The organism is Micromonospora sp. NPDC002296 (assembly GCF_040296145.1).
In the GTDB taxonomy this organism is placed as follows: domain Bacteria; phylum Actinomycetota; class Actinomycetes; order Mycobacteriales; family Micromonosporaceae; genus Micromonospora.
On sequence record NZ_JBEOWQ010000009.1, the window covers coordinates 1 to 21,059 of the forward strand.

Sequence of the window (21,059 nt, forward strand, 5' to 3'; positions counted from 1 at the left end):
TCCCGGTTGACCCCTATCGAGTACGAGACCATCATGACCCCACCGGCCAGTCAGGCCGCGTGACTGCAACTGTCACCTACCGGTGCAGCAGACCCGGGAGGAGGCTCGGGCTGAGCAAGTTGTTCGTGACGGCACCGCTGCACGCCACGAACTGCGCGTCGATGGCCGGGTTGTGGCCGGACGCGAGGCTGGCGATGCTGCCTGGCGCGCCGGGGATGACGGCCTGCTGGGACCACGCGCGCGGGCTGCGTCGGCACGAATTGCGGTTGGCGTCGTCGTCGCCGTACTGGTCGCTGACTCGGGTGTAGTCGCCGCTGCCCTCGCCCGAGGAGTACGAGTCGCCCAGCGCGACCACGAAGTGCCGGGGCTTGCTCGGCAGCGGCTGGACCGCGATGGCGTCCCAGGCGATGTCCTGCACCCCGGTGCCGTCCCGCGTGAAGTTGCTCAGTTCCACCTTCGGGGTGCCCGTTCCGGTGAAGTCGAAGACACCCAGGTTGACCCACTTGTTGGACTCCCACTGGGTGGGGATGATCCGATGCTCGACCGTGCCGTTCGGGCGGCGGACGGCGTAGTCCGCCTGCCGGGTGTGCGCGCCGTGGTCGGGCATGTGCACCCACACCCTGGTCCACGCGTTCGTCGGGTTGATCGTCCAGGTGCCGGTGACCCGGTAGTTGGGCTTCTCCGCCTGCTTGTAGGTGTGGCTGAACCAGAAGTGGCCGCCGAAACCCGCCCCGATCTGGTGGAAGTCCACCTTCCCCGGGGTCACCACGTCGCCGTCGAACTGGGTGAACGTGGCGAAGTTCAGGCCGAAGCTGCCGCCCCTGGTGTACGTGGGCGTACAGCCCTCCGCGCCGAGCGCCACGGTCGTGGTGATGTCGTCGATGATCCGCGCGCCGCTGGGCAGTCCGTCCACCTTGCAGGACCCGTCGCCGTTGGCCGGCGTGGGGTGGATGTTCTCCCCCGGCTCCGTGTACGGCCGGGGCTCGACGCTGGTGTACGTCCGTCGCTCCGTGCCGCAGGTGGAGGCGCAGCTTGCCCAGGTGGCGGGGCCGTGCCACCAGCACTTCAGGTCGTCGCGCTGGCACGCGCCGGCTTTGGTGGTCGGGTAGTCGCCGGGCACCTTCGGCGGCAACGTCTCGTCGCAGGTGTTGACGGTCGGCCCGCAGAACGTGTAGCGGGCGGGTTGCCCGTGCGCCGGCGTGCCGGGCGACCAGGCCGTCTGGTACGTCGGGAGGTACGCCTCCTCCTCGTAGTTGTAGCGGATCAGCGACGTGTAGGCGAAGCCGGTCACCCGCTCCGGGTAGGACCAGTGGTTGGGGTGCTTGGCGTTGTCGTAGGCGATCTCGTCATCGACGATCAGGTTCCCGAACGAGTCGTAGATGTCCAGCGGCATGGTGAGGAACATCGCCCGGTCCGCCGGGTAGTCGGTGTTGGCGGGATTGTTCGACCAGCCGACGCCGTAGGGCGCCGACGGGTTCTGGGGATCCTGCGGGTAGAAACCGGTGTTGTACGCCCAGATGGCGAACCACCAGTTCTCCAGGTACTTCGGGTCGCCGTCGTTGGCGATCAGACCGGCGTTGCGGGTCTGGTTCCACTTGTCCTGCAGGATGCGCAGCGCCGCGGCGACGTTGACGGCGTAGTCCGTCGCGACCGCCTTCTGCTTGGTCTCGTCCCACGTCACCCCCGCGATCACCTGGTTGGTGTCCGACCGCTTCATCCCCGAGGTGACCTGACCCGCGCCGTAGCCGCAGTCCGTGTGCGCCCAGTCGATGAACTCGTAGTTCGGGGCGGCCAGGTCGAGCCCGTAGTAGCCGAGGCTGGTCAGCGGGTTGCCCACCGAGGCGTCCACGGCGAAGCGGCTGGCCTGCCAGAGGTTCGACTCCTGGGCGAGGATGCCCAGGAAGATCTGCGCGGGAACGTTGCCGCCCCCGGCCAGCGCCAGGGACGGGAACATCCCCTGTGGTGAGTACGCCGGCATGCTGTTGTTGTTCCAGTTGGCGGGCCGCTGGAAGGTCAGTAGGCCGCGCACCGCCAGGTCCGCCGCCCACTCCATCTGCCGCACCGTCGGCTGGTAGACCTGCAACTTCGGGTCGTTGCGGGACACCGCGCAGCTGCGGTCGGGGTCGTCCGGCTGGTTCGGGTACGCCGTGGACGCGGTGCGGGAACCGGGCCGCGTCGGCTTCGGGGCGGGGCCGCCCAGGGCCGGCGACGGTCGGCGTCCCGCGCCGCTGTCCTCCGGCTGCACGGTGAACGTCAGGGAGCTGCCGTTCGTCGTCCGGCGGGCGGAGATGTCGACCCGGTCCGCCCGGCCCGCGTCCGGCCGGCCCGCCGGTCGGCCGGCGGCCTCGCGGCCGGTGGTCGCCCGCGACACCAGCAGCGCCCCGGTCGTCGACACGTCGCTGTCCGGGAGCCCGTCGATCGCCGACCAGCCCCGGGGCATCCGGGCGGCGACCCGGGCCTCCGCCCGTCCGCCGACTGCGAAGACGCGCCCGCCCGCGCCGGCCCGAAGCTTGATCTCGCCCTTCGGTGCCGAACCGTGGTCGCTGACCCGGCCACCCGCGAACCGCTTGAACTCGGTCCGTCCGTCGCGGACGACCTGGAAGGCCACCCCGTCGCGGCCGTCGGCGAGCAGGCGGAACGGGCTGGCCGTCGCGGACGCGACGGTCGTGACCCGGCCCTTGGCGCCGATCCGCACCAGGCTCGCGCCCTTGGAACCGATCAGCTGTCCGCCCACCGGCAGGGTGGAGGTGACCTGACCGGCCGTCCGGACCGCACGGATCGCCCGGGTCGGGTGCGCCGCGTCGACGGTGCCGATCCAGGTGTGTGCCGCTTCGCCGGGCCGGGCGGGCGGCTCCAGCCGGGACAGCGCGACCTGCTCGCCGGCTCCGCAGCCCGGATTGTGGTAGGCGAGGGAGACCCGCTCCGGCAGCTTCGTCACCGCGCCGGTCCTCAGGTCGACGACGGCGGCGAACCCGCCGCGCTGCATGAGCGGCTCCCGGTTGGTGAAGGTCCGGGGGCCGTAGACGACCACGGCACGCCGACCGGAGCCGGTGACGCAGGCCTGCCCGATCCACTGGTCGGCGTCGAGGCCGGGCTCGGCGAGGGTCGCCGCCGTCCGCCAGGCGTACGCCTGAGCCTCGTCGGCCACGAGGAGGTGCAGGCCGCCGGCGTCGCTGGAGGTGGTCACGGCGCGGTCCGTGGAGCGGCGCCACCCCGCGCCCAGCCGGGCGTCGGGGTCGCGTACCCGATCGGGGTGGGTGGGCGCCGCGGTCCTGCCCGCACCGGCGGGCGGCGTGCCGCCGCGGTCGGGCGAGCCGTCGGGCGCTCTGGCGGTCGCGGTGGCCGGCACCGACAGGACGGTGGCGGCGCAGAGCAGCGCCGCCATGGCGGCTGGGGAGTGTTTCATGGTCACCTCAAGCAGACGAGGGGCATCTGCGCGAAAGGTTGACCAACCCAATCATCACCGGGTCATCGGTGCTTCACGGCCACGGGAACGGCCGTGCCCGGCGGGGCCTCCCCACCGGGCACGGATCCGAGCCGGGCTCAGCCCTTGACGTACGGCTTGCCGCTTGCCGCCGGCGCGCGGACCCTGCCGACCAGGCCGGCCACGGCCAGCATGGTCGCCAGGTACGGCAGCATCGCCAGGAACTGGCTCGGAATACTGCTGCCGATCGCCCCGAGGTACGTGCCGAGCTGGTCGGCGAAGCCGAAGAAGAGCGCGGCGAGCAGCGCCCCCGTCGGGCTCCACCGGCCGAAGATCAGCGCGGCCAGGGCGATGAAGCCCTTGCCGCCGATCATGTTCTTGGTGAACGAGTAGAGCGCCAGCGTGTACGACGCCCCGCCGATCCCGGCCACCATGCCGGCCAGCACGACGTTGCGGTAGCGCAGCCGCAGCACCTTCACGCCGAGGGTGTCGGCGGCGGTCGGGTGCTCCCCGATCGACCGGGTGCGCAGCCCCCAGCGGGTGCGGAACAGGGCGATGTGGATGACGAGCACCAGCAGCAGCCCGAGGTAGAGGAAGATGTTGGCGCGGAACAGCGCCGGCCCGAGCAGCGGGATGTCGGAGAGAAGTGGGATCTCCCAGTTGCTGAACCGGGGCGCGGAGTTGTACTTCTCCGCGTTGGTCTGCATCAGCCCCTCGTAGAGGAAGCCGGTGATGCCGACCGCCAGCAGGTTCAGCACGATGCCCATGACCACCTGGTCCACCAGGTAGCGGATGGCGAACACGGCCAGCAACAGCGAGATGAACGCGCCGCCGATCGCGGCGGCGAACAGGCCCACCCAGACGCTGCCGGAGAGGCTGCCGAACAGCGCGCCACTGAACGCGCCCATCAGCAGCTGCCCCTCGATGGCCACGTTGACCACGCCGGAACGCTCGCAGAGCACCCCGGCCAGCGCGCCGAAGATCAGTGGCAGGGCCAGGATGAAGGTGCCGCGCACCATGTTGACCAGGGGCATGAAGTTCCGCCCCTCCGGGGCGGCGGAGACCTGCCAGCACAGGAACGACAGCACGAAGGCGGCCAGCCCGACGCCGAGCAGCACGGTGAACCAGCGCTTCGGCACCCCGGCCATCAGGGCCGCGCCCGCCGCCACGGCGATGATGCCGAACAGAATCGCGCCGACGGTGCCGTTGATCTCCAGCGCCGCGCCGCCCTCGGTCTCGCTGAGGGTGAAGCGGGCCTGCCGGTCGGTGGCGAGCGCCCCGAAGAGCACCGTCGCGAGCACGCCGAGCGTCAGCAGCACCGCGCCGATCTTGCGGGTACGGGTCCAGAAGCCCTCGTCGACCTGGGCCACGGCGACGTCCGGAACAGCCATGGTTGACATGCGTTACCAGCCCTTCGCCAGGCTCGTCTGCAACCGGGCGGCACGGGCGGCCCGGAGCTGGAAGATCGCCTTCACCAGGGCCGGCGCGGCGATGAAGATGACGATCAGCGCCTGGAGCACCGTGACCAGCTCCAGCGAGATCCCCGAGTACGACTGCATCCGGTTGCCGCCGGCCTGGAGCGCGCCGAACAGCAGCGCGGCCAGCAGCACGCCCCACGGCTTCACTCGGCCCAGCAGGGCCACCAGGATGCCGTCGAACCCGATCTGGGCGATCACCAGCGGGGTGAGCGCGTTCGCCGTCGAGCCGAGCACCATCTGGCTGCCGCCGAGCCCCGCGAGCAGGCCGGCGATCGCCATCACCAGCACGTACGTCTTCGCGACGCTGATCCCGGCGGTGCGGGCGGCGTCCGGGTTCGCGCCGACCGCGCGCAGCTCGAAGCCGAAAGTGGAGCGGTTGAGCAGCCAGGCGACGAACCAGGTGGCCAGCACGGCGAGCAGGATGCCGGCGTGCACCCGCAGGTCACCGCCGAGCAGCCGGGGGAAGTGAGCGGAGGAGTCGACGGGCTTGCTGATCGCGTCGGCCCGGTCGGGGTTCTGCACGCCGCTCTGAATGATGATCCAGGACAGGAAGTACACCGCGACGTAGTTGAGCATGATCGTGTTGATCACCTCATGGGCGCCGGCGCGCGCCTTCAGGATGCCGGGGATGAAGCCCCAGAGCGCGCCGCCGACCGCGCCGGCGAGCAGCGCGACGATCAGGTGCAGCACCGGGGGCAGCGGCAGCAGGAAGCCGGCCAGCGCGGCGAGGATGACGCCGATGGTGGCCTGGCCCTGCGCGCCGATGTTGAACAGGCCGCCCCGGAAGGCGAGCGCCACCGACAGGCCGGTGAAGACCAGCGGCGCGGTGTAGGTCAGCGTCTCCGAGATCGGGCCGAGCGCCGCGGTGAACCCGGACGCCTCGGGGTCGAAGATCGCCCCCTTGAACAGGTTCGCGTACGCCTCGCTGACCACCGTCCAGCTCGCGTTCAGCGCGTCGACCGGGCGGGCGGTGATGTAGCCGTAGGTGGCCAGCACCTCCGGGTCCGACACGATGATCAGTACGGCGCCGACGAGCATCGCCAGCAGCACCGCGAGCACCGTGACGGTGACCGTGTTGGCCGCCCACAGGTTGTCCAGGAACAACCGGCCCAGCGTGGGGCGGGCCTCCGGCTCCGGCCGCTTTCCGGCGGTGGCCGAGGCGGCCCGGTCGGCGCTGCCGGCCGCGACCCGCGCCGCCTCGGTCGCCGGGTCCTTGTCGGGGGAGCCCGACACCGGGTTGGGGTTGTTCATGCCTCGTCCTCGCTACCGGGGCCCTCGGGGGCCGGGGTCGCCGCGTCGGCGGCCGGAGTGCTGTGGCCGGCGGCTTCGGTGGCCGCGTCGGGGGTGATGCCGGCCATCAGCAGGCCGATCTCCTCGCGCGGGGTGTCCGGGCCGACGATGCCGATGATCCGGCCCCGGTACATCACCGCGATCCGGTCGGCCAGGCCGATCACCTCGTCCAGCTCGCTGGAGACGACCATGACGGCGGTGCCCACGTTCCGCTCCCGGATCACCCGGGAATGGATGAACTCGATGGAGCCGACGTCGACGCCACGGGTCGGCTGGGCCGCGATGAAGAGCTTCAGCGGCCGGGACAGCTCCCGGGCCACGATCACCTTCTGCTGGTTGCCGCCGGAGAGGGTGCCGACGGCCGCGTCGGCCGACGGGGTACGGACGTCGAACTGCTCGATCCGCTCCTGCGCCGACTTCGCGATGGCCTCCGGCTTCAGGGACAGCCCCTTGCCGAACGGCGGGCGGTCGTAGATGTCCAGCACCAGGTTCTCGGCGACGGAGAACTCCTTCACCAGGCCGTCGACGCTGCGGTCCTCGGGGACGTAGCCGACCCCGGCGCGCAGCACCTTCTTGGTCGACCACCCGTGCACCGGCTGGCCGTCCAGGGTGACCGTGCCGGCGAGGACCGGACGCAGGCCCATGATGGCCTCGATCAGCTCGGTCTGGCCGTTGCCCTGCACGCCCGCCACGCCGAGCACCTCACCCGCGCGCACTGTCAGGTCGACCCCGTCGACGGCGCGGATCTGCCGGTCGTCGTCGACGACCAGGCCGGCGACCTCCAGGATCGGCCGGCCCGGGGTGGCCGGCGGCTTCTCCACGGTCAGCCGGACGCTGCGGCCCACCATCTTGGCGGCCAGTTCGTCCCGGCTCGCGGTCGGCGAGGCGGTGCCCACGGTCTTCCCGCGCCGGATCACGGTGATCCGGTCGGCGATGGCCTTGACCTCGCCGAGCTTGTGGGTGATGAAGACGATCGACTTGCCGGCGGCCTTGAGCGACCGCATGACCGTGAGCAGCTCCGCGGTCTCCTGCGGGGTGAGCACGGCGGTCGGCTCGTCGAGGATCAGCAGGTCGACGTCGCGGGTGAGGGCCTTGACGATCTCCACCCGCTGCTGGATGCCGACCGGCAGGTCCTCGATCACCGCGTCCGGGTCGACCCGCAGGTTGTACCGCTCGGAGACCTCGGCAACCTCGCGCCGGGCCCGCCGCCGGTCCAGGAAACCGGCGATGCCGCCCTTGACCTGTTCGGCGCCGAGCATGACGTTCTCGGCGACGGTGAAGACCGGCACCAGCATGAAGTGCTGGTGCACCATGCCGATCCCGGCCGCGATCGCGTCCGACGGGCCCTTCAGCTTCAGCGGCTTCCCGTCGACCAGGATCTCGCCCTCGTCGGGCTGGTAGAGCCCGTAGAGCACGTTCATCAGGGTCGACTTGCCGGCGCCGTTCTCGCCGAGCAGGGCGTGAATCTCTCCAGGCTCCACCGTCAGGTCGATGTGGTCGTTGGCGACCAGATCACCGAACCGCTTGGTGATGCCGCGCAGTTCGAGTTTCAGCGCAACCTCCTGGAGTGCGAGCGATGGTGCGGCGGGGCCGCCGCGGGGCCGGTCACCGGCCGGGCCGGGCGTCGGGTGGCGCGGACCGGCCGCCCCGGCTCCGCGGGGTGCTCCCCGCGTACGTCGAGGCGGCCGGTCGTCAGGCGTGGGGCCCGCCGGCCCCCGCGGTCGATGATCGCACCGCGGTGGCCGGCGGAGCGGTCACTTGGTCGGCTGGGCCTTCGAGGTGACCGTGATGGTGCCGGCGGCGATGTCCGCCTTGAGCTTCTCGACCTCGGCCTTGAGGTCCGCCGGGACCTTGCTGTCGAAGTCGTGGTACGGGGCGAGCGAGACGCCGTTGTTGGCCAGGTTGCCCACGAAGCCCGGGCTGGCCTGGAGCTTCTCGCCACCGGCGGCCTTGACCACGGCCTCCTTGACGGAGTCGGCGATGTTCTTGACCACGGTGGTCAGCAGCACCGAGCAGCTCGGGGTGCTCTCGCAGCCGTCGGCGTCGACCCAGATGACCGAGTACTTGCCGCCGGAGGCCTGGGCCGCCGAGGTGGTGCCGAGGCCCGCGCCGCCGGCGACCGGCATGATGATGTCCGCGCCCTGGGCGAACAGGGTGTCGGAGACCTTCTTGCCCTCGTCCTGCTTCTCGAAGGAGTTGGAGAAGGAGCCCTTCTGGGTCGCCTTGTCCCAGCCGAGCACCTGGACCTTCTTGCTCTTGGCCTTGTTGTAGTGCGCCACGCCGTCGGCGAAGCCGTCCATGAAGATGGTCACCGGCGGAATCGGGATCGCGCCGTAGGTGCCCACCTTGCCGGTCTTGCTCATCCCGGCGGCCAGGTAGCCGGCCTGGAACGCGGCCTGGGCGGTGTCGAACTGCATCGGGTAGACGTTCGACTCGGGCAACTTCGAGTCGACGATGCCGAACTGCTGGTTGGGGTTCGCCTTGGCGATCTTCGAGGTCGCGTCGCTCATCAGGCCACCGACGGCCAGGATGAAGTCGCACTTCTGGTTGACGTACCCGGTCAGGTTGACCTCGTAGTCCGCCTCGGCCTTCGACGCGACGTACTTGATGTCGATGTTGTCGTTGGCCTTCTTCGCCTCCTGCAGGCCCTTCCAGGCGGAGGTGTTGAACGACTTGTCGTCGATGCCGCCGACGTCGGTCACCATGCAGGCGCTGTATTTCTTGGCGCCGGTGCTCCCGGCGTCCTTGTCGTCCTCGGGGGCCTCACCACACGCGGCGGCGCCCAGCACGAGCCCACCCGCCACGAAGGCGGAGGCGATCCGCATCCCACGCACAGAGCGCAAGACGTCTCCTTCCCATTGCACACCGCTCTGCGCGGTGGCAGCCCTTGAGCCGGCCTGCGCTGCGCCGCCGGCGTCCCACGTTACGGACGGGAGCGTACGCCCGCGTCCACCCACTGGCCGACAATCGTGCACGACTGTTGAGCGCCTGTTACCCCTACGTGATCCTTCGGGTGCGGCAGATCACTTGTGCCCTGACAGTGGGCCGGTCAGGTGTCGCGAACGTCCGTTTCCCGCAGCCTTCCCCTGGCCAGGACGCTACCGCCAGAAGACTGCCACCGCCGCGTTGACCAGGGTCAAGCCTGCGATGGCGAGGAAATGGCCACGGTTGACCGACTCCCGCTTACGGGAGAAGAAGACCATGACAAAGATCAGCAGCGCGAGCACCAACTTGGTAACAAGTTTCGCGGGGGCCGGTTCGTCGCCGTCGCGCAACGGGGCGGACAGTCCGATTCCGGTCAGCAGGCCGATGACCGACCCCCAGAGCATGGCCGCGTTGATCCGCAGCCGGCCGCTGACGTATTGGGCGATCGTGCCGCCGAGCAGCAGGGCGAACCCGATCAGATGGACGTAGAGAAGGATCAGTCTCAGAGCTTCCACCCAACCATCCTCCCCCATCAACGACAGTTCGTAGTAGCGGGGCAGACCAACGCGTGCCGATTGCCACCCCACCCCTACCCACCCCTACCCACCGCGCGATCTTGCACTTTGGGCCCTCGATCTGGGTCAGATGCCCCTCTTGTCGGGGCCGCAAGTGCAGATCGACGCAGCTGGCGGGGTGAGGGGTGGGGTGGGTCAGGTTAGGCGCCAGGTCTGGAAGGTGGGGCCGTCGGCCGGGAGGGTGATCGTGCCGTCCGCGTCGGGGCGCAGGGCGGGTGCGCCGCCGTGGATGTTCTCCGCCGGTCCCAGGCCGGTCAGGCGGACCGGATCACCGGCGGCGCGGCGGGCCAGGACCAGCACCGCGCCGGTCGGGGCCTCGCGCAGGAAGACCAGCGTGTCCGCGTCGGCGTGCAGCCGGCGCAGGCCGCCGTGGCGCAGCGCGGGCTCCGCGCGGCGCAGCGCGATCAGGGCGCGGTACGCGGCGAACGTCGAGGCGTCCCAGCTCTCCGGCCGGTGCCACGGCATCGGGGTCCGCGAGCCCTCGCCGTTGGTGCCGGTCAGCCCCAACTCGTCCCCGGCGAAGATCACCGGGGTGCCGGGCATGGTGGCGAGCAGGCCGGCGGCCACCTCCTGCCGGGCCGCGTCCCCGACGACGGTGCGGATCCGGGCCGAGTCGTGCGACCCGAGCAACTGCCACGAGTGGGTGTACGACCGCCAGGAGATCAGCGACCGGTAGGTGTCCATCGTCGCGAGCACCGCGTCCGCGTCCCGCCGCCGCACCCCGCCCGGGGTGCCGAGGAAGTTCGGCACCGGGTCGTCGCCGTGCCGCAGCCAGGACCAGACCGGGTCGGTGAAGCCGACGTAGTTCATCGTGCCGTGCCAGCCGCCGCGGTCCAGGTCGCCGGTGTGGTCGTGACCGTGCTCGGCCATCAGCAGCCCGTCGGCCCGGGTGTCGGCCACCACCTCGCGCAGCAGCGCCGCCACCTCGTGGGTGTACGCGTCGGCCCCCCGGCGGCCGGTCATGTTCGCCACGTCCACCCGCCAGCCGTCCAGCCCGTACGGGAGGCGCAGCCAGCGGCGCAGCAGCGAGTCGTCGGCGGTGGCGAAGCGGCGACGCAGCTCGGCGCTGCCCCAGTTCAGCTTCGGCAGCGACCTGACCCCGTTCCAGGACTCGTACGACGGCTCCAGGTCGCAGCCGGTCACCTCGTCGAAGTAGTACAGCTCCCGCTCGGGCGCGGACACGTCGGAGGCGGCCCGGGTGAACCACTCGTGCGCGTCGCCGGTGTGGTTGCTGGTGATGTCGCCGAGCAGCCGCCAGCCCCGGGCGCGTACGGCGTCGGCGAGGCGGGCCAGTGCGGCGTCACCGCCGAGCAGCGGGTCGACGGTGTCGAAGCTGGCCGCGTCGTAGCGGTGGTTGGAGCGGGCCGGAAAGATAGGGGTCAGGTAGACGGTGTTCACGCCGAGGCGGTCCAGGTGGTCCAGCCGCCCGGTGATGCCGTCCAGGTCGCCGCCGTAGAACTGACGGGGGGTCTCCGGGCCCCGGCCGATCACCGGGGTGTCCCAGTCGCACGGGATGGCCCAGTCCGGCAGGTCCCGGCCGTCCGCGGCGGCGGAGCGGGCGAACCGGTCCGGGAAGATCTGATAGATCACCGCGTCCCGGGCCCAGGCCGGGGGCGGGGCGTGGGTGACCAGCTTGAAGTCGCCGTTGTCGGGCACGTCGTGGGGCACCACGCCGGCGGCGTTCAGCCAGCGGTAGCCGCGGCTGCCGGTGAGCATGAACCGGTAGTTGCTGACCGGGTTGCGGGCCTCCACGGGGACCCGCCACCAGACGTCGCCGCCGTCGGTGCGGTCGACGACCGCCTCGGTGAACCGGGGCTCGCCGTCGCCGGTGGTGCGCACGTGCACCTGCCGGACGTCGGCACCGGCCGGCACCCGGACGAAGACGTCGACGGTGTCGCCGAGCGCGGGTTCCTGCTCGGGGACGTACAGGGCGGATCCGTCGTGGTGCGGCAACAGGGACATGGCGGTGCCTTTCGCGTCGGTCGGACGGGGAGAGGAATGGGCCTCCCGCCGCGGCCGGTTCCCCGACCGCGGCGGTCGATCCGTGACTGCTCCGGTGTACGTCGGACGCCGACGCCCTTGCCGTAGCGGTGAGCCGAGGAGGCTCAGCCCTTGACAGCTCCGGCGGTGAGGCCGGAGACGATGTAACGCTGGACCATCTGGAAGACCAGCACCGTGGGGATCGCGGTGAGCAGGGTGCCCGCCGCGAAGATCCCGAAGTTGTTGTTGCGTTCGCCGGCCACCAGGCCGAACATGCCGACCGCGAGGGTCTTCGACTCGCTGTTGGTCAGGAAGACGTTCGCCATCAGGAACTCGTTGATGGTGCCGATGAAGGCGAGCAGGCCGGTCACCGCCAGGATCGGCGCCACCAGCGGCAGCATGATCCGGAAGAAGACCTGGGCGTGCGTGGCGCCGTCCATCGTGGCCGACTCGTCCAGCTCCCGGGGGAGCGTGTCGAAGAAGCCCTTCATCAGCCAGGTGTTCACCCCCAGCGCGCCGCCCAGGTAGAGCAGCAGCAGGCCCCACGGGGTGTTGAAGCCGATCGCCGGCCACAGGTCGGTGATCGTCGTGAAGAGCAGGAAGATCGCCACGATCGCCAGGAACTGCGGGAACATCTGGATCAGCAGGAGCGACAACAGCCCGACCCGCCGGCCGGAGAACCGCATCCGGGAGAACGCGTACGCCGCCAGCGCCGACAGGACGACCGACGCGAACGAGGCCACCCCGGCGATGAGCAGCGAGTTGAGGAACCACCACCCGAACGCCGTGCGGTCGAACAGGTTGGTGAAGTTCTCCAGGGACGCCCCGGTCGGCAGCAACTCCGTGGAGGAGAGCGTGCCGAGCGGGTTGAGCGCGGCCGACAGCACGAACAGGATCGGGAAGAGGCTGAACGCGACCGCCAGCACGGCGACCAGGTGCCGCCAGCCGACCTGGGCGAACCATCGGTTGCGACGCCGGCCCGCGTTGCGGTTGACGGCCGGGGCGGTGCCGGTCGCGCCGCCCGCGACCGGAGTGCCGCGAAGCGAGGTCACGAGTACACCTCCTCCTGCTTACGGGTGCGCCGGAAGCTCACCGCCGACACCACCGCGACGATGGTGAAGATGAAGATCGACACTGCGGCCGCCAGGCCGAACTGGGCGCCCTGCGCGCCGAAGGCCAGCCGGTACGTGTACGTGATCAGCAGGTCCGTCGCTCCCGCCGTCGGGTTGTCCGCCGGGAACGGGCCGCCCTCGGTGGTCAGGTAGATCGCGTTGAAGTTGTTGAAGTTGTACGCGAACGACGCGATCAGCAGCGGGGAGAGCGCGACCAGCAGCAGCGGCAGGGTGACCGCCCGGAACGACTGCCAGGGAGACGCTCCGTCGACCGAGGTCGCCTCGGTCAGCTCCTTCGGGATGGCCTGGAGCGCGCCCGTGGCGACCAGGAACATGTACGGGTAGCCGAGCCAGAGCTGCACCAGGATCACCGCGATCCGGGCCGACCACTCCTGGCCGAACCAGTCCACCCCGAGCCCGAACAGGTTGTTGATCAGACCGAAGTCGGTGTTGAACATGTCCCGCCAGACCAGCAGCATCGCGAAGGACGGCATGGCGTACGGCAGGATCAGCAGGACCCGGTAGATGTTGGTGCCCCGCATCCGGGGCGAGTGCAGCGCCAGGGCGATGAACATGCCCAGGATGAACGTGCCGCCGGTGGAGCCGACGGCGAAGGCGAAGTTCCACAGCAGCGTGCCGAAGAACGGCCCGGAGATGGCCGGGTCGGTGAGCACCCGGGAGAAGTTCTTCAGCCCGACGGTGACCTTCCAGCCCTGGGCCAGCCGCTCGCCGTCGGGGGCGACGAAGGCGCCGGACTCCTCGTCCGCCGTCCAGGTCTTGCCCGTCTCGATGTCCTTGATGCAGTCGCAGCCGGCGTCGTACGCCCGGATCGCCTTGCCCTCGTAGGCGCGGGACAGGCCGGCGGAACGCAGCGCGCCGCCGGAGGTCGGCACGACCAGGTCGGTGATCTCCTGGCTGCGGGCGCTGGCCTGGCCGAAGTTGAGCACGGTGTAGCCGTCGGCGGCGGTGACCTTGCCGCCGGGGGCCACGGTGACGTCGGCCGGGTCGAGTTGGCGCAGCCCGCCGGCGTCGCCGGCCGAGACGGCGCGGGTGCCCGGGGCGCTGACCAGGAAGACGAGCGGGCCGGTCGCCGGGTCGCCCTGGGTGGCCACCGAGAGGGCGTACTCGGTGGAGCCGGGCACCTGCTTGACCGAGGCGGTCTGGATGGCGACGACGGCATCCTCCTTGGTGCCGCGGTGGCCGTCGCCGAAGTTCGTGAAGGCGGTGCTCGCCGTGTAGAGCACCGGGACCACCTGGAACGCGATGAGGAACAGCGTGCCGGGGACCAGGTACTTCGCCGGGATGTGCCGGCGGGTCAGGTAGAGGTAGAAGAGCCCGGCGGTGGTGGCGGCCAGCAGGGCCAGCCCGACCCACTTCTCCGCCTCGATGAGCGGGAAGGCCGCCCAGACCGCGATCCCGGCGGTCAGGCCGAGCAGGATCACCTTGACGAGCAGACCGGTCATGGTGATCGGCGCGTGGTGCCGCGCGGTGCGGGACCTGTCCGGGAGCCCGGGTCCGACGGGCTCCCGGCCCGGGGACTGCGTGGCAGCCCCCGGGCCGGACAGCGACGTGCTCATTACTTGATCTGGCCGGAGATGGTCCTGCCGGCCGCGGTGATCGTCTTGGTCGGGTCGGCGCCGCCGATGATGGCGGCCTCGGCCTTGCCGAACGGGTCCCAGATGGTGGCCATGGCCGGGATCGCCGGGAGCACCTGGCCGTTCTTGCCGGCCTCCTGGAACTTGGCCAGGTCCGGGTCGGTGCCCTTGACCTGGTCGAGGGCGGCGGTCAGCGCCGGCGGGCGGGGCTCGGCGTTGTAGAGCGCCACGGCCAGCTCGGGGGTGGTGACGTGGTTGGCCACGAACTCCTGGGCCAGGGCCTTGTTCTTGCCCTTGGCGGCCACGTAGAACGCCTGGACACCCACGAACGGCTGGGCCTCCTTGCCGCCGGCGAAGCCGGGGACCGGGGAGATGTCGTAGGAGATGTTGGCCTTCTTGGCGTCCGCGACGGCCCACGGGCCGGAGACCAGGAAGGCGCACTTCTTGCCGGTGAACGTGGCGATCGAGTTCTCGCCGGTGATCGAGCGCTTCAGCGCGCCGTCGCCCTTCTCACCGAGCTTGGCGATCTTCTTGAACGCCTCGATCGACTCCGGCTTGCCCACGCCCAGGTCCTTCGGGTCGTAGTCGCCGTTGGCGGCCGTGCCGAAGAGGTACCCGCCACCGGAGGTGTAGAACGGGTAGATGTGGTAGGCGTCGCCGTTCTGGCCGGACTGGAGGCAGAGGATCTCGCTGGCCTTCTTCTCGGCCTTGAGCTTCTTGCCGGCGGCGACCAGGTCCTCGACGGTCTTGGGCGCCTCGGGGGCCAGCTCGGTGTTGCGGATCAGCGCCAGGTTCTCCATGGCGTAGGGCACGCCGTAGAGCTGGCCGTTGAACGTGACGGCCTTGACGGCGGTCTCGTTGAAGCCGCTCTTCTGCTCCGCGGCGAGCTGCACGGGGTCGATGGCGCCGTTCTGGACGAGGTTGCCGATCCAGTCGTGCGCGCCGACCACGACGTCCGGGCCGCTGCCCTGCTGCGAGGCGGTCACGAAGTTGGTCTGCAGGTCCTTGGAGACGGCCTGGACCTCGACCGTGACGCCGTTCTCCTTGCCGAACTTCTCGGCGAACGGCTTGAGGGCGGCGGTGCGCTTGTCGTCGGCCCAGATCACCAGCTTGCCGCCGGCCGCCTTGGCGGACTCCTTCGCGGCCGGCGCGTTGCTGTCGTCGTCGCCACCGCCGCAGCCGGTGGCGGCCAGCGCCAGGCCGAGGACGGCGACCACACCCGCGGTACGGATGCGCATCGGTACTCCTGTCGTCATGGCGGATGTGCCGGGGAAGGGCTGCCCCGCCAGTGGGAAGCTTCGTAAGTTCTTGCTGCCCGGCGCCCGGTTGCTGCGCCGCTACTCCCGTATGTTGCGGGGACGTTAGCAAGAGGTTGCAGATAATGGAAGAGCTTGCAGGCGCGTACGCAAGAACTTGCCCTTGGGCTAAAGTGCGCCCATGCGCGCTCGACTGTCCGACATCGCCCAACAGGCCGAAGTCAGCGAGGCCACGGTGTCGCGGGTGCTCAACGACCGCCCCGGCGTGGCCCCTGAGACCCGGCAGGCCGTCCTCACCGCCCTCGACGTCCTCGGCTACGAGCGCCCGGCCCGGCTGCGCAAGCGCAGCGCCGGCCTGGTCGGCCTGGTCGTGCCGGAGCTGGACAACCCGATCTTCCCCGCCTTCGCCCAGGTGATCGAGTCGACCCTGGCGCAGAGCGGGTTCACCCCGGTGCTGTGCACCCAGACCCCGGGCGGGGTCACCGAGGACGAGTACGTCGAGATGCTGCTCGACCGCCAGGTGTCCGGCATCGTCTTCGTCTCCGGGCTGCACGCCGACACGGCGGCCAACCACGACCGGTACCGGGCGCTGATCGCCCGACCGCTGCCGGTCGTCATGATCAACGGGTACGTGCCGGGCGTCGCCGCGCCCTTCGTCTCCTGCGACGACCGGGAGGCCACCGAGCTGGCCGTGGCCCACCTGGTCGCCCTCGGGCACCGCCGGATCGGCCTGATCACCGGACCGGACCGGTTCGTCCCGGTGCAGCGCCGGGTTGCCGGCTGGCGCGCCGCCATGGAGCGCCTGGCGGGCCTGCCCGACGCCGAGCTGGACGACCTGGCCGAGCTGACCCTCTTCGGGGTGGAGGGCGGCGAGGCGGCGGCCGGGCGGCTGCTGGAGCGCGGGGTGACGGGCCTGGTCTGCGGCTCCGACCTGATGGCGCTCGGCGCGGTCCGGGCGGCCCGGCAGCGCGGCCGGTCCGTGCCGGGCGACCTGTCGGTGGTCGGGTACGACGACTCGCCCCTGATGGCCTTCACCGACCCGCCGCTGACCACGATGCGGCAGCCGGTGGCCGCGATGGCCGTGGCCGCCGTCCGAGCCCTGGTCGACGAGATCAACGGGCACGCCGCGCCGCACTCGGAGTACCTGTTCCGGCCCGAGCTGGTGGTGCGCGGCTCCACCGCCGTCGTCCGCCAGGACACCGCCGGCCCGGCGACGGGCGGCCAGCCCCGGCAGCGCCCGACGCCTCCGGCCCTCCCCGTCCCCGCCTGAGTCACCCCCGCCCTCCCCCGTCCCCGCCCGAGCCGCCCCGGGCTCGCGCCGGCCGCCGTCCCGCGCCGCGGATCGCCCGGCGAGTCCACCGCCGGGCCGGGCGTCGACTCCGCGCCCCGTCGCCAAGGGCGTCAATTCTTGCGCAAACCTTGCTTGACTCTTGCAGTGGCCGGGCGGCATTCTGCTCTGACACCCGGCTGACACACCGCCGTGCCACGCCGCGCCACGCCGTCCCGCGCCACAGAACGGGGATCGCCACCGATGACCGCCAGCAACCCGACGCCACTGACCTCCGACGACGACTGGTGGCGCTCCGCGGTCGTCTACCAGGTCTACGTCCGCAGCTTCGCCGACTCCAACGGCGACGGCGTCGGCGACCTCCAGGGCATCCGCGAGCGCCTGCCGTACCTGCGCGACCTCGGGGTGGACGCGCTCTGGCTGACCCCCTTCTACACCTCGCCGATGGTCGACGGCGGCTACGACGTGGCCGACTACCGCAACGTGGACACGATGTTCGGCACCCTCTCCGACTTCGACGCCATGATCACCGACGCGCACGCCCTCGGCCTGCGGATCATCGTCGACCTCGTGCCGAACCACACCTCCAGCAGGCACCCGTGGTTCAAGGCCGCGCTCGCCGCCGCCCCCGGCTCGCCGGAGCGGGCCCGCTACCTGTTCGCCGAGGGCAAGGGCGAGAACGGCGAGCTGCCGCCGAACGACTGGGAGAGCATCTTCGGCGGCCCGGCCTGGACCCGGGTGCCCGACGGCCAGTGGTACCTGCACCTGTTCGACCCGGCCCAGCCCGACCTCAACTGGCGGCGCCCCGAGGTCCGCGCCGAGTTCGAGGAGGTCCTGCGCTTCTGGCTGGACCGGGGCGTGGACGGGTTCCGCATCGACGTGGCCCACGGCATGATCAAGGCCGAGGGGCTGCCGGACGTCGGCTTCAACAGCATGACCACCGGCCGACGCCAGTCGGAGCTGCTCGGCAAGGGCCGGCTGCCGTACTTCGACCAGGACGAGGTGCACGAGATCTACCGGGCCTGGCGGCCGATCCTGGACAGCTACCCGGGCGGCCGGATGGCGGTCGCCGAGGCATGGGCCGAGACGCCGCAGCGGCTGGCCCGCTACATCGGCCCGGACGAGCTGCACCAGGCGTTCAGCTTCGACTTCCTCGACGCCACCTGGTCGGCCGACTCGTTCCGCAAGGTGATCGACACCGCGCTGGCGGAGGCGACGATCGTCGGCGCGCCGACCACCTGGGTGCTGTCCAACCACGACAAGCAGCGGCACGTCACCCGGTACGGCGACGGCGAGGTCGGCCTGCGCCGGGCCCGGGCCGCCAGCCTGCTGATGCTCGCCCTGCCCGGCTGCGCGTACGTCTACCAGGGCGAGGAGCTGGGCCTGCCCGAGGTGCTCGACCTGCCGGACGAACTGCGCCAGGACCCGTCGTTCCTGCGCACCGGCGAGAGCCGGGACGGCTGCCGGGTGCCGATCCCGTGGAGCGGCGAGCTGGCCCCGTACGGTTTCGGCCCTGCGGGCAGCGCGCCGAGCTGGCTGCCGGCCCCGGCCACCTGGGCCGCCCTCTCCGTCGCCGCCCAGGCCGGGGTGCCCGGCTCGACGCTGGAGCTGTACCGTGCCGCGCTGCGGATCCGGCACTCCCACCCCGCGCTCGGCCCGGACGCCGGCGAGGTGACCTGGCTGGAGACCGCCGGCCCGGGAGTGCTGGCCTTCCGTCGGACCGCCGGCGAGGCCGAGCTGACCTGCGTGGTCAACCTCAGCGAGGCCGAGGTCCTGATCGACGGGTACGGCCAGCCGGTCGCCGCCAGCGCGGAGCTCACCGAACAGGGCGTCGGGCACGTCCTGCCGGTCGACGCCGCCGCGTGGTTCGACCGGCGCTGACCTGGGTAGACTCCCAATTGAGCCCCTGGTCCTCCGTTGTGCCCCGCGCCGACGGAGGGCTGGGTCGTCGACCCCTTGTGGTGGGGGGTGAGGTGCCGCCGACGCCCTGCGGAGTCCGCTCCGCGGGGCGTCGGCGTCCATCTGGGCCACAGGACCGGCACCCGCCTCGCCGGGTCGCGGGACGGCGGTGGTGTTCCCCGTCACGTTCAGCGGGGAATCCCGCGGGCGTCCCGGGTCAGCCGCCCTTCTCGGTGAGCAGCTTGGCGATCCGGGCGAAGCCGGCCCGCAACTCTGCCTCGTCCGGCGCCGGGAGCGGTCCGGTCCGGTCGGCCGCCTCGGCCGCCGCCTCCAGCTCGTCGTCGACGACGTCCTCGAAGTCGCCGTAGAGGTCGGCCGCCTCGATCCGGTTGTCCTCGTCCCGCGCGGCGAGCTGGGCGGCGGCGATCTCGCTGCGGATCTCGTCCGGCGACAGCGCCGGCAGCAGGGGTTCGACCACCGCCATGAGTTGTTCCTCCGCCACCACCGACTCGGCGAGGGCCAGCGCGTGCGGTCGCTCGTACGGGCCGCAGACCACCGACTCCCACTCGTCGGCGTCGCCCAGCGGGGCGAAGGTGACGATCCACGGCAGGCCGTGCATCGGTGAGCCTTCCGGCAGGTCCAACGTCACGAGTGCGCCCACCGGCTCATCATGGTCGCTCCGGCCGGGAACGTGGGCGTCATTCGCCTCAACTTGCACCGAAGTAGCTCGGCAGCGGCGGAGGTGGCCAGCCGACCCCGACGATGTGCCGCCCCGAATCAGCGCGCGTTGAGGATGAGCGCGAAGTTCTCGTCGGAATTGTGGTTCGCGAGCAGTTCGAACCGGGAGGACCGCTGGCTCTGATAGTGCGGAACGGAGAAATCCGCGCTGATCAGCCAGTCGAGCACCGCCGTGCGCTCCTTGGCCTTGAGGACCGGGCCGAGACAACCCTCGACCAGGGCCTTCAGCAACGGCCGCCGCACGGCGCCATGAAGCCTGACCATGCAGAAGACGTGGGCCACCTCGTCCCGGCGGTCCTTGTTCGGCTGACCGACTGCGGCCGACAGTTGGTCCTGCGTGCCCGGCAGGGTCACGCGGATGGTATGCAGCGAGCCGTCCACCGTCACCGGACCGGGCCACCGCTTGACCCAGGCGTCCGTGACCCTGCTCGGTGTCATGCCGGCGAACGCCGGCACCGGTCCGGAGGGGGTGGCGGTGGGGGAGCTGGGCAGATATTCCCCCGGTTCACCTCTGGCACCCTGCGTACCGGGGGGGCGCTGCGGGGCCGCACCCCTGCCGTGCACCACCACGACGGCCAGGAGCGAAGCCAGCACCACAGCGGGCGCTGCCAGTAGGAGCCACCTTTTCGACGTCGCCCCGCCGCCTCCCGGAACCGATCCGGGTTCCCGTTCGGTCTCGTTCACAATTGCGCTCCCCGTGTCACATTTAAATGCAGCAGCGTCATTACACACTGCTGGCCGCCTCGGAGAGTACCCGCAGACGGTGCACCCGTCAATATTGTAGATCCATGACCGTATATGGAAGGGTGGCGCTTACGGCACAACCTAAACGACCACGGGGAGGACCACTTGAAAAACCTGCGAACAGCGGCGTTAACCGCGCTGACCTGCGCGAGCCTCGTCGCAGCCCTGTCACCGGCAGCCTCGGCATCGGCTGCGAGCTGCAGCCGCACCGGATGCAACGGAAAACTGGCATCCGCCAATGGGTGCATGACCGGCGCCTATGCCATTTCCAGCTTCACCCGCGTGGACGGCAACGACCCGGGCGGCACGGTGGCCCACGGCGATCTCTACTACTCGCCGGCCTGCGGGGCGATGTGGGGCGACTACACTGCCACGTATTTCGCGGACAGTTCCACGGTGCGTCTGGACTGGCAGCCCACGTACGGCGGTCTGACGCAGAGGGCAACCTCGGTGGCGGTAAACGGCATCGGCAATTACGTCACCACGATGTTCAGCTGGGAATATTCCCTGCAATTGTGCGCGTCAACTCCCACGGGCAACCCCAGCGGCAATGACACCTGCACCGCTTGGCGATGACCATTCATCTCGCACGGCACGGCCCTGGCGCTGATCGGCGCTTTCTGCGAACGGGGGAAAATTGAAAAGAACCAGCCACAAAGCATGCGCGGCGATAGCCGCACTGGTCACACTCGCCGGCACCGTCGGCGCGGTACCAGCGACCGCGGCGTCGACCGGCCGACCGACCGGCGCCTCAG

At 70.9% G+C, this 21,059-nt stretch carries 15 protein-coding genes; 3 read left to right on the forward strand and 12 right to left on the reverse strand.

Translation table 11 applies throughout. The annotated features are described in order from the left end of the window. Positions 1-76 precede the first annotated feature (76 nt). From ABT023_RS10025 to ABT023_RS10070, 10 genes are all read right to left on the reverse strand, one after another. Positions 77-3,406, reverse strand: a complete 3,330-nt coding sequence (locus ABT023_RS10025) for a golvesin C-terminal-like domain-containing protein (RefSeq protein ID WP_350883698.1) — start codon at positions 3,404-3,406, stop codon at positions 77-79. Between the two features lie 137 nt (positions 3,407-3,543). Continuing rightward, positions 3,544-4,824 carry an ABC transporter permease gene (locus ABT023_RS10030; protein ID WP_350883700.1) on the reverse strand — a complete coding sequence of 427 codons (1,281 nt, stop codon included), beginning with the start codon at positions 4,822-4,824 and terminating at the stop codon, positions 3,544-3,546. Positions 4,825-4,827: 3 nt separating this feature from the next. After that, entirely contained in the window at positions 4,828-6,153 is a 1,326-nt protein-coding gene (locus tag ABT023_RS10035; protein ID WP_350883702.1) for an ABC transporter permease, read from the reverse strand. After that, a complete protein-coding gene (locus ABT023_RS10040; RefSeq protein WP_350883999.1) occupies positions 6,150-7,745 on the reverse strand; it encodes an ABC transporter ATP-binding protein in 1,596 nt (531 codons plus the stop codon). Before ABT023_RS10040 ends, ABT023_RS10035 begins: the two co-directional genes overlap by 4 nt. 201 nt (positions 7,746-7,946) lie before the next feature. After that, positions 7,947-9,017, reverse strand: coding sequence for a BMP family lipoprotein (locus ABT023_RS10045; RefSeq protein ID WP_350884001.1), 1,071 nt, complete (start codon positions 9,015-9,017; stop codon positions 7,947-7,949). Positions 9,018-9,290: 273 nt separating this feature from the next. Then, complete coding sequence (locus tag ABT023_RS10050; RefSeq protein WP_350883704.1) at positions 9,291-9,632, reverse strand: hypothetical protein; 342 nt, start codon at positions 9,630-9,632, stop codon at positions 9,291-9,293. A gap of 195 nt (positions 9,633-9,827) precedes the next feature. Beyond that, positions 9,828-11,654: a glycoside hydrolase family 13 protein gene (locus tag ABT023_RS10055; protein WP_350883706.1), complete on the reverse strand. Its 1,827-nt coding sequence runs from the start codon at positions 11,652-11,654 to the stop codon at positions 9,828-9,830. Between the two features lie 143 nt (positions 11,655-11,797). Further along, on the reverse strand, positions 11,798-12,607 hold the full coding sequence (locus ABT023_RS10060) for a sugar ABC transporter permease (RefSeq protein ID WP_350884003.1): 810 nt from the start codon (positions 12,605-12,607) through the stop codon (positions 11,798-11,800). A gap of 113 nt (positions 12,608-12,720) precedes the next feature. Further along, entirely contained in the window at positions 12,721-14,361 is a 1,641-nt protein-coding gene (locus ABT023_RS10065) for an ABC transporter permease subunit (RefSeq protein WP_350883708.1), read from the reverse strand. Then, positions 14,361-15,617: a sugar ABC transporter substrate-binding protein gene (locus ABT023_RS10070; protein ID WP_350883710.1), complete on the reverse strand. Its 1,257-nt coding sequence runs from the start codon at positions 15,615-15,617 to the stop codon at positions 14,361-14,363. Before ABT023_RS10070 ends, ABT023_RS10065 begins: the two co-directional genes overlap by 1 nt. 199 nt (positions 15,618-15,816) lie before the next feature. On the opposite strand from ABT023_RS10070, the gene ABT023_RS10075 reads away from it, so the two are divergent. Then, positions 15,817-16,905 (forward strand): LacI family DNA-binding transcriptional regulator, encoded by a 1,089-nt coding sequence (locus ABT023_RS10075; RefSeq protein ID WP_350883712.1) that lies wholly within the window; start codon positions 15,817-15,819, stop codon positions 16,903-16,905. A 261-nt stretch (positions 16,906-17,166) separates the two neighbouring features. Continuing rightward, positions 17,167-18,804: a glycoside hydrolase family 13 protein gene (locus ABT023_RS10080; RefSeq protein WP_350883714.1), complete on the forward strand. Its 1,638-nt coding sequence runs from the start codon at positions 17,167-17,169 to the stop codon at positions 18,802-18,804. A gap of 235 nt (positions 18,805-19,039) precedes the next feature. Here the strand turns inward: ABT023_RS10080 and ABT023_RS10085 are convergent, their stop codons facing one another. Then, complete coding sequence (locus ABT023_RS10085; RefSeq protein WP_350883716.1) at positions 19,040-19,483, reverse strand: hypothetical protein; 444 nt, start codon at positions 19,481-19,483, stop codon at positions 19,040-19,042. A gap of 116 nt (positions 19,484-19,599) precedes the next feature. Then, complete coding sequence (locus ABT023_RS10090; protein WP_350883718.1) at positions 19,600-20,244, reverse strand: hypothetical protein; 645 nt, start codon at positions 20,242-20,244, stop codon at positions 19,600-19,602. A 165-nt stretch (positions 20,245-20,409) separates the two neighbouring features. On the opposite strand from ABT023_RS10090, the gene ABT023_RS10095 reads away from it, so the two are divergent. After that, positions 20,410-20,880: a hypothetical protein gene (locus ABT023_RS10095; protein WP_350883720.1), complete on the forward strand. Its 471-nt coding sequence runs from the start codon at positions 20,410-20,412 to the stop codon at positions 20,878-20,880. Positions 20,881-21,059 lie beyond the last annotated feature (179 nt).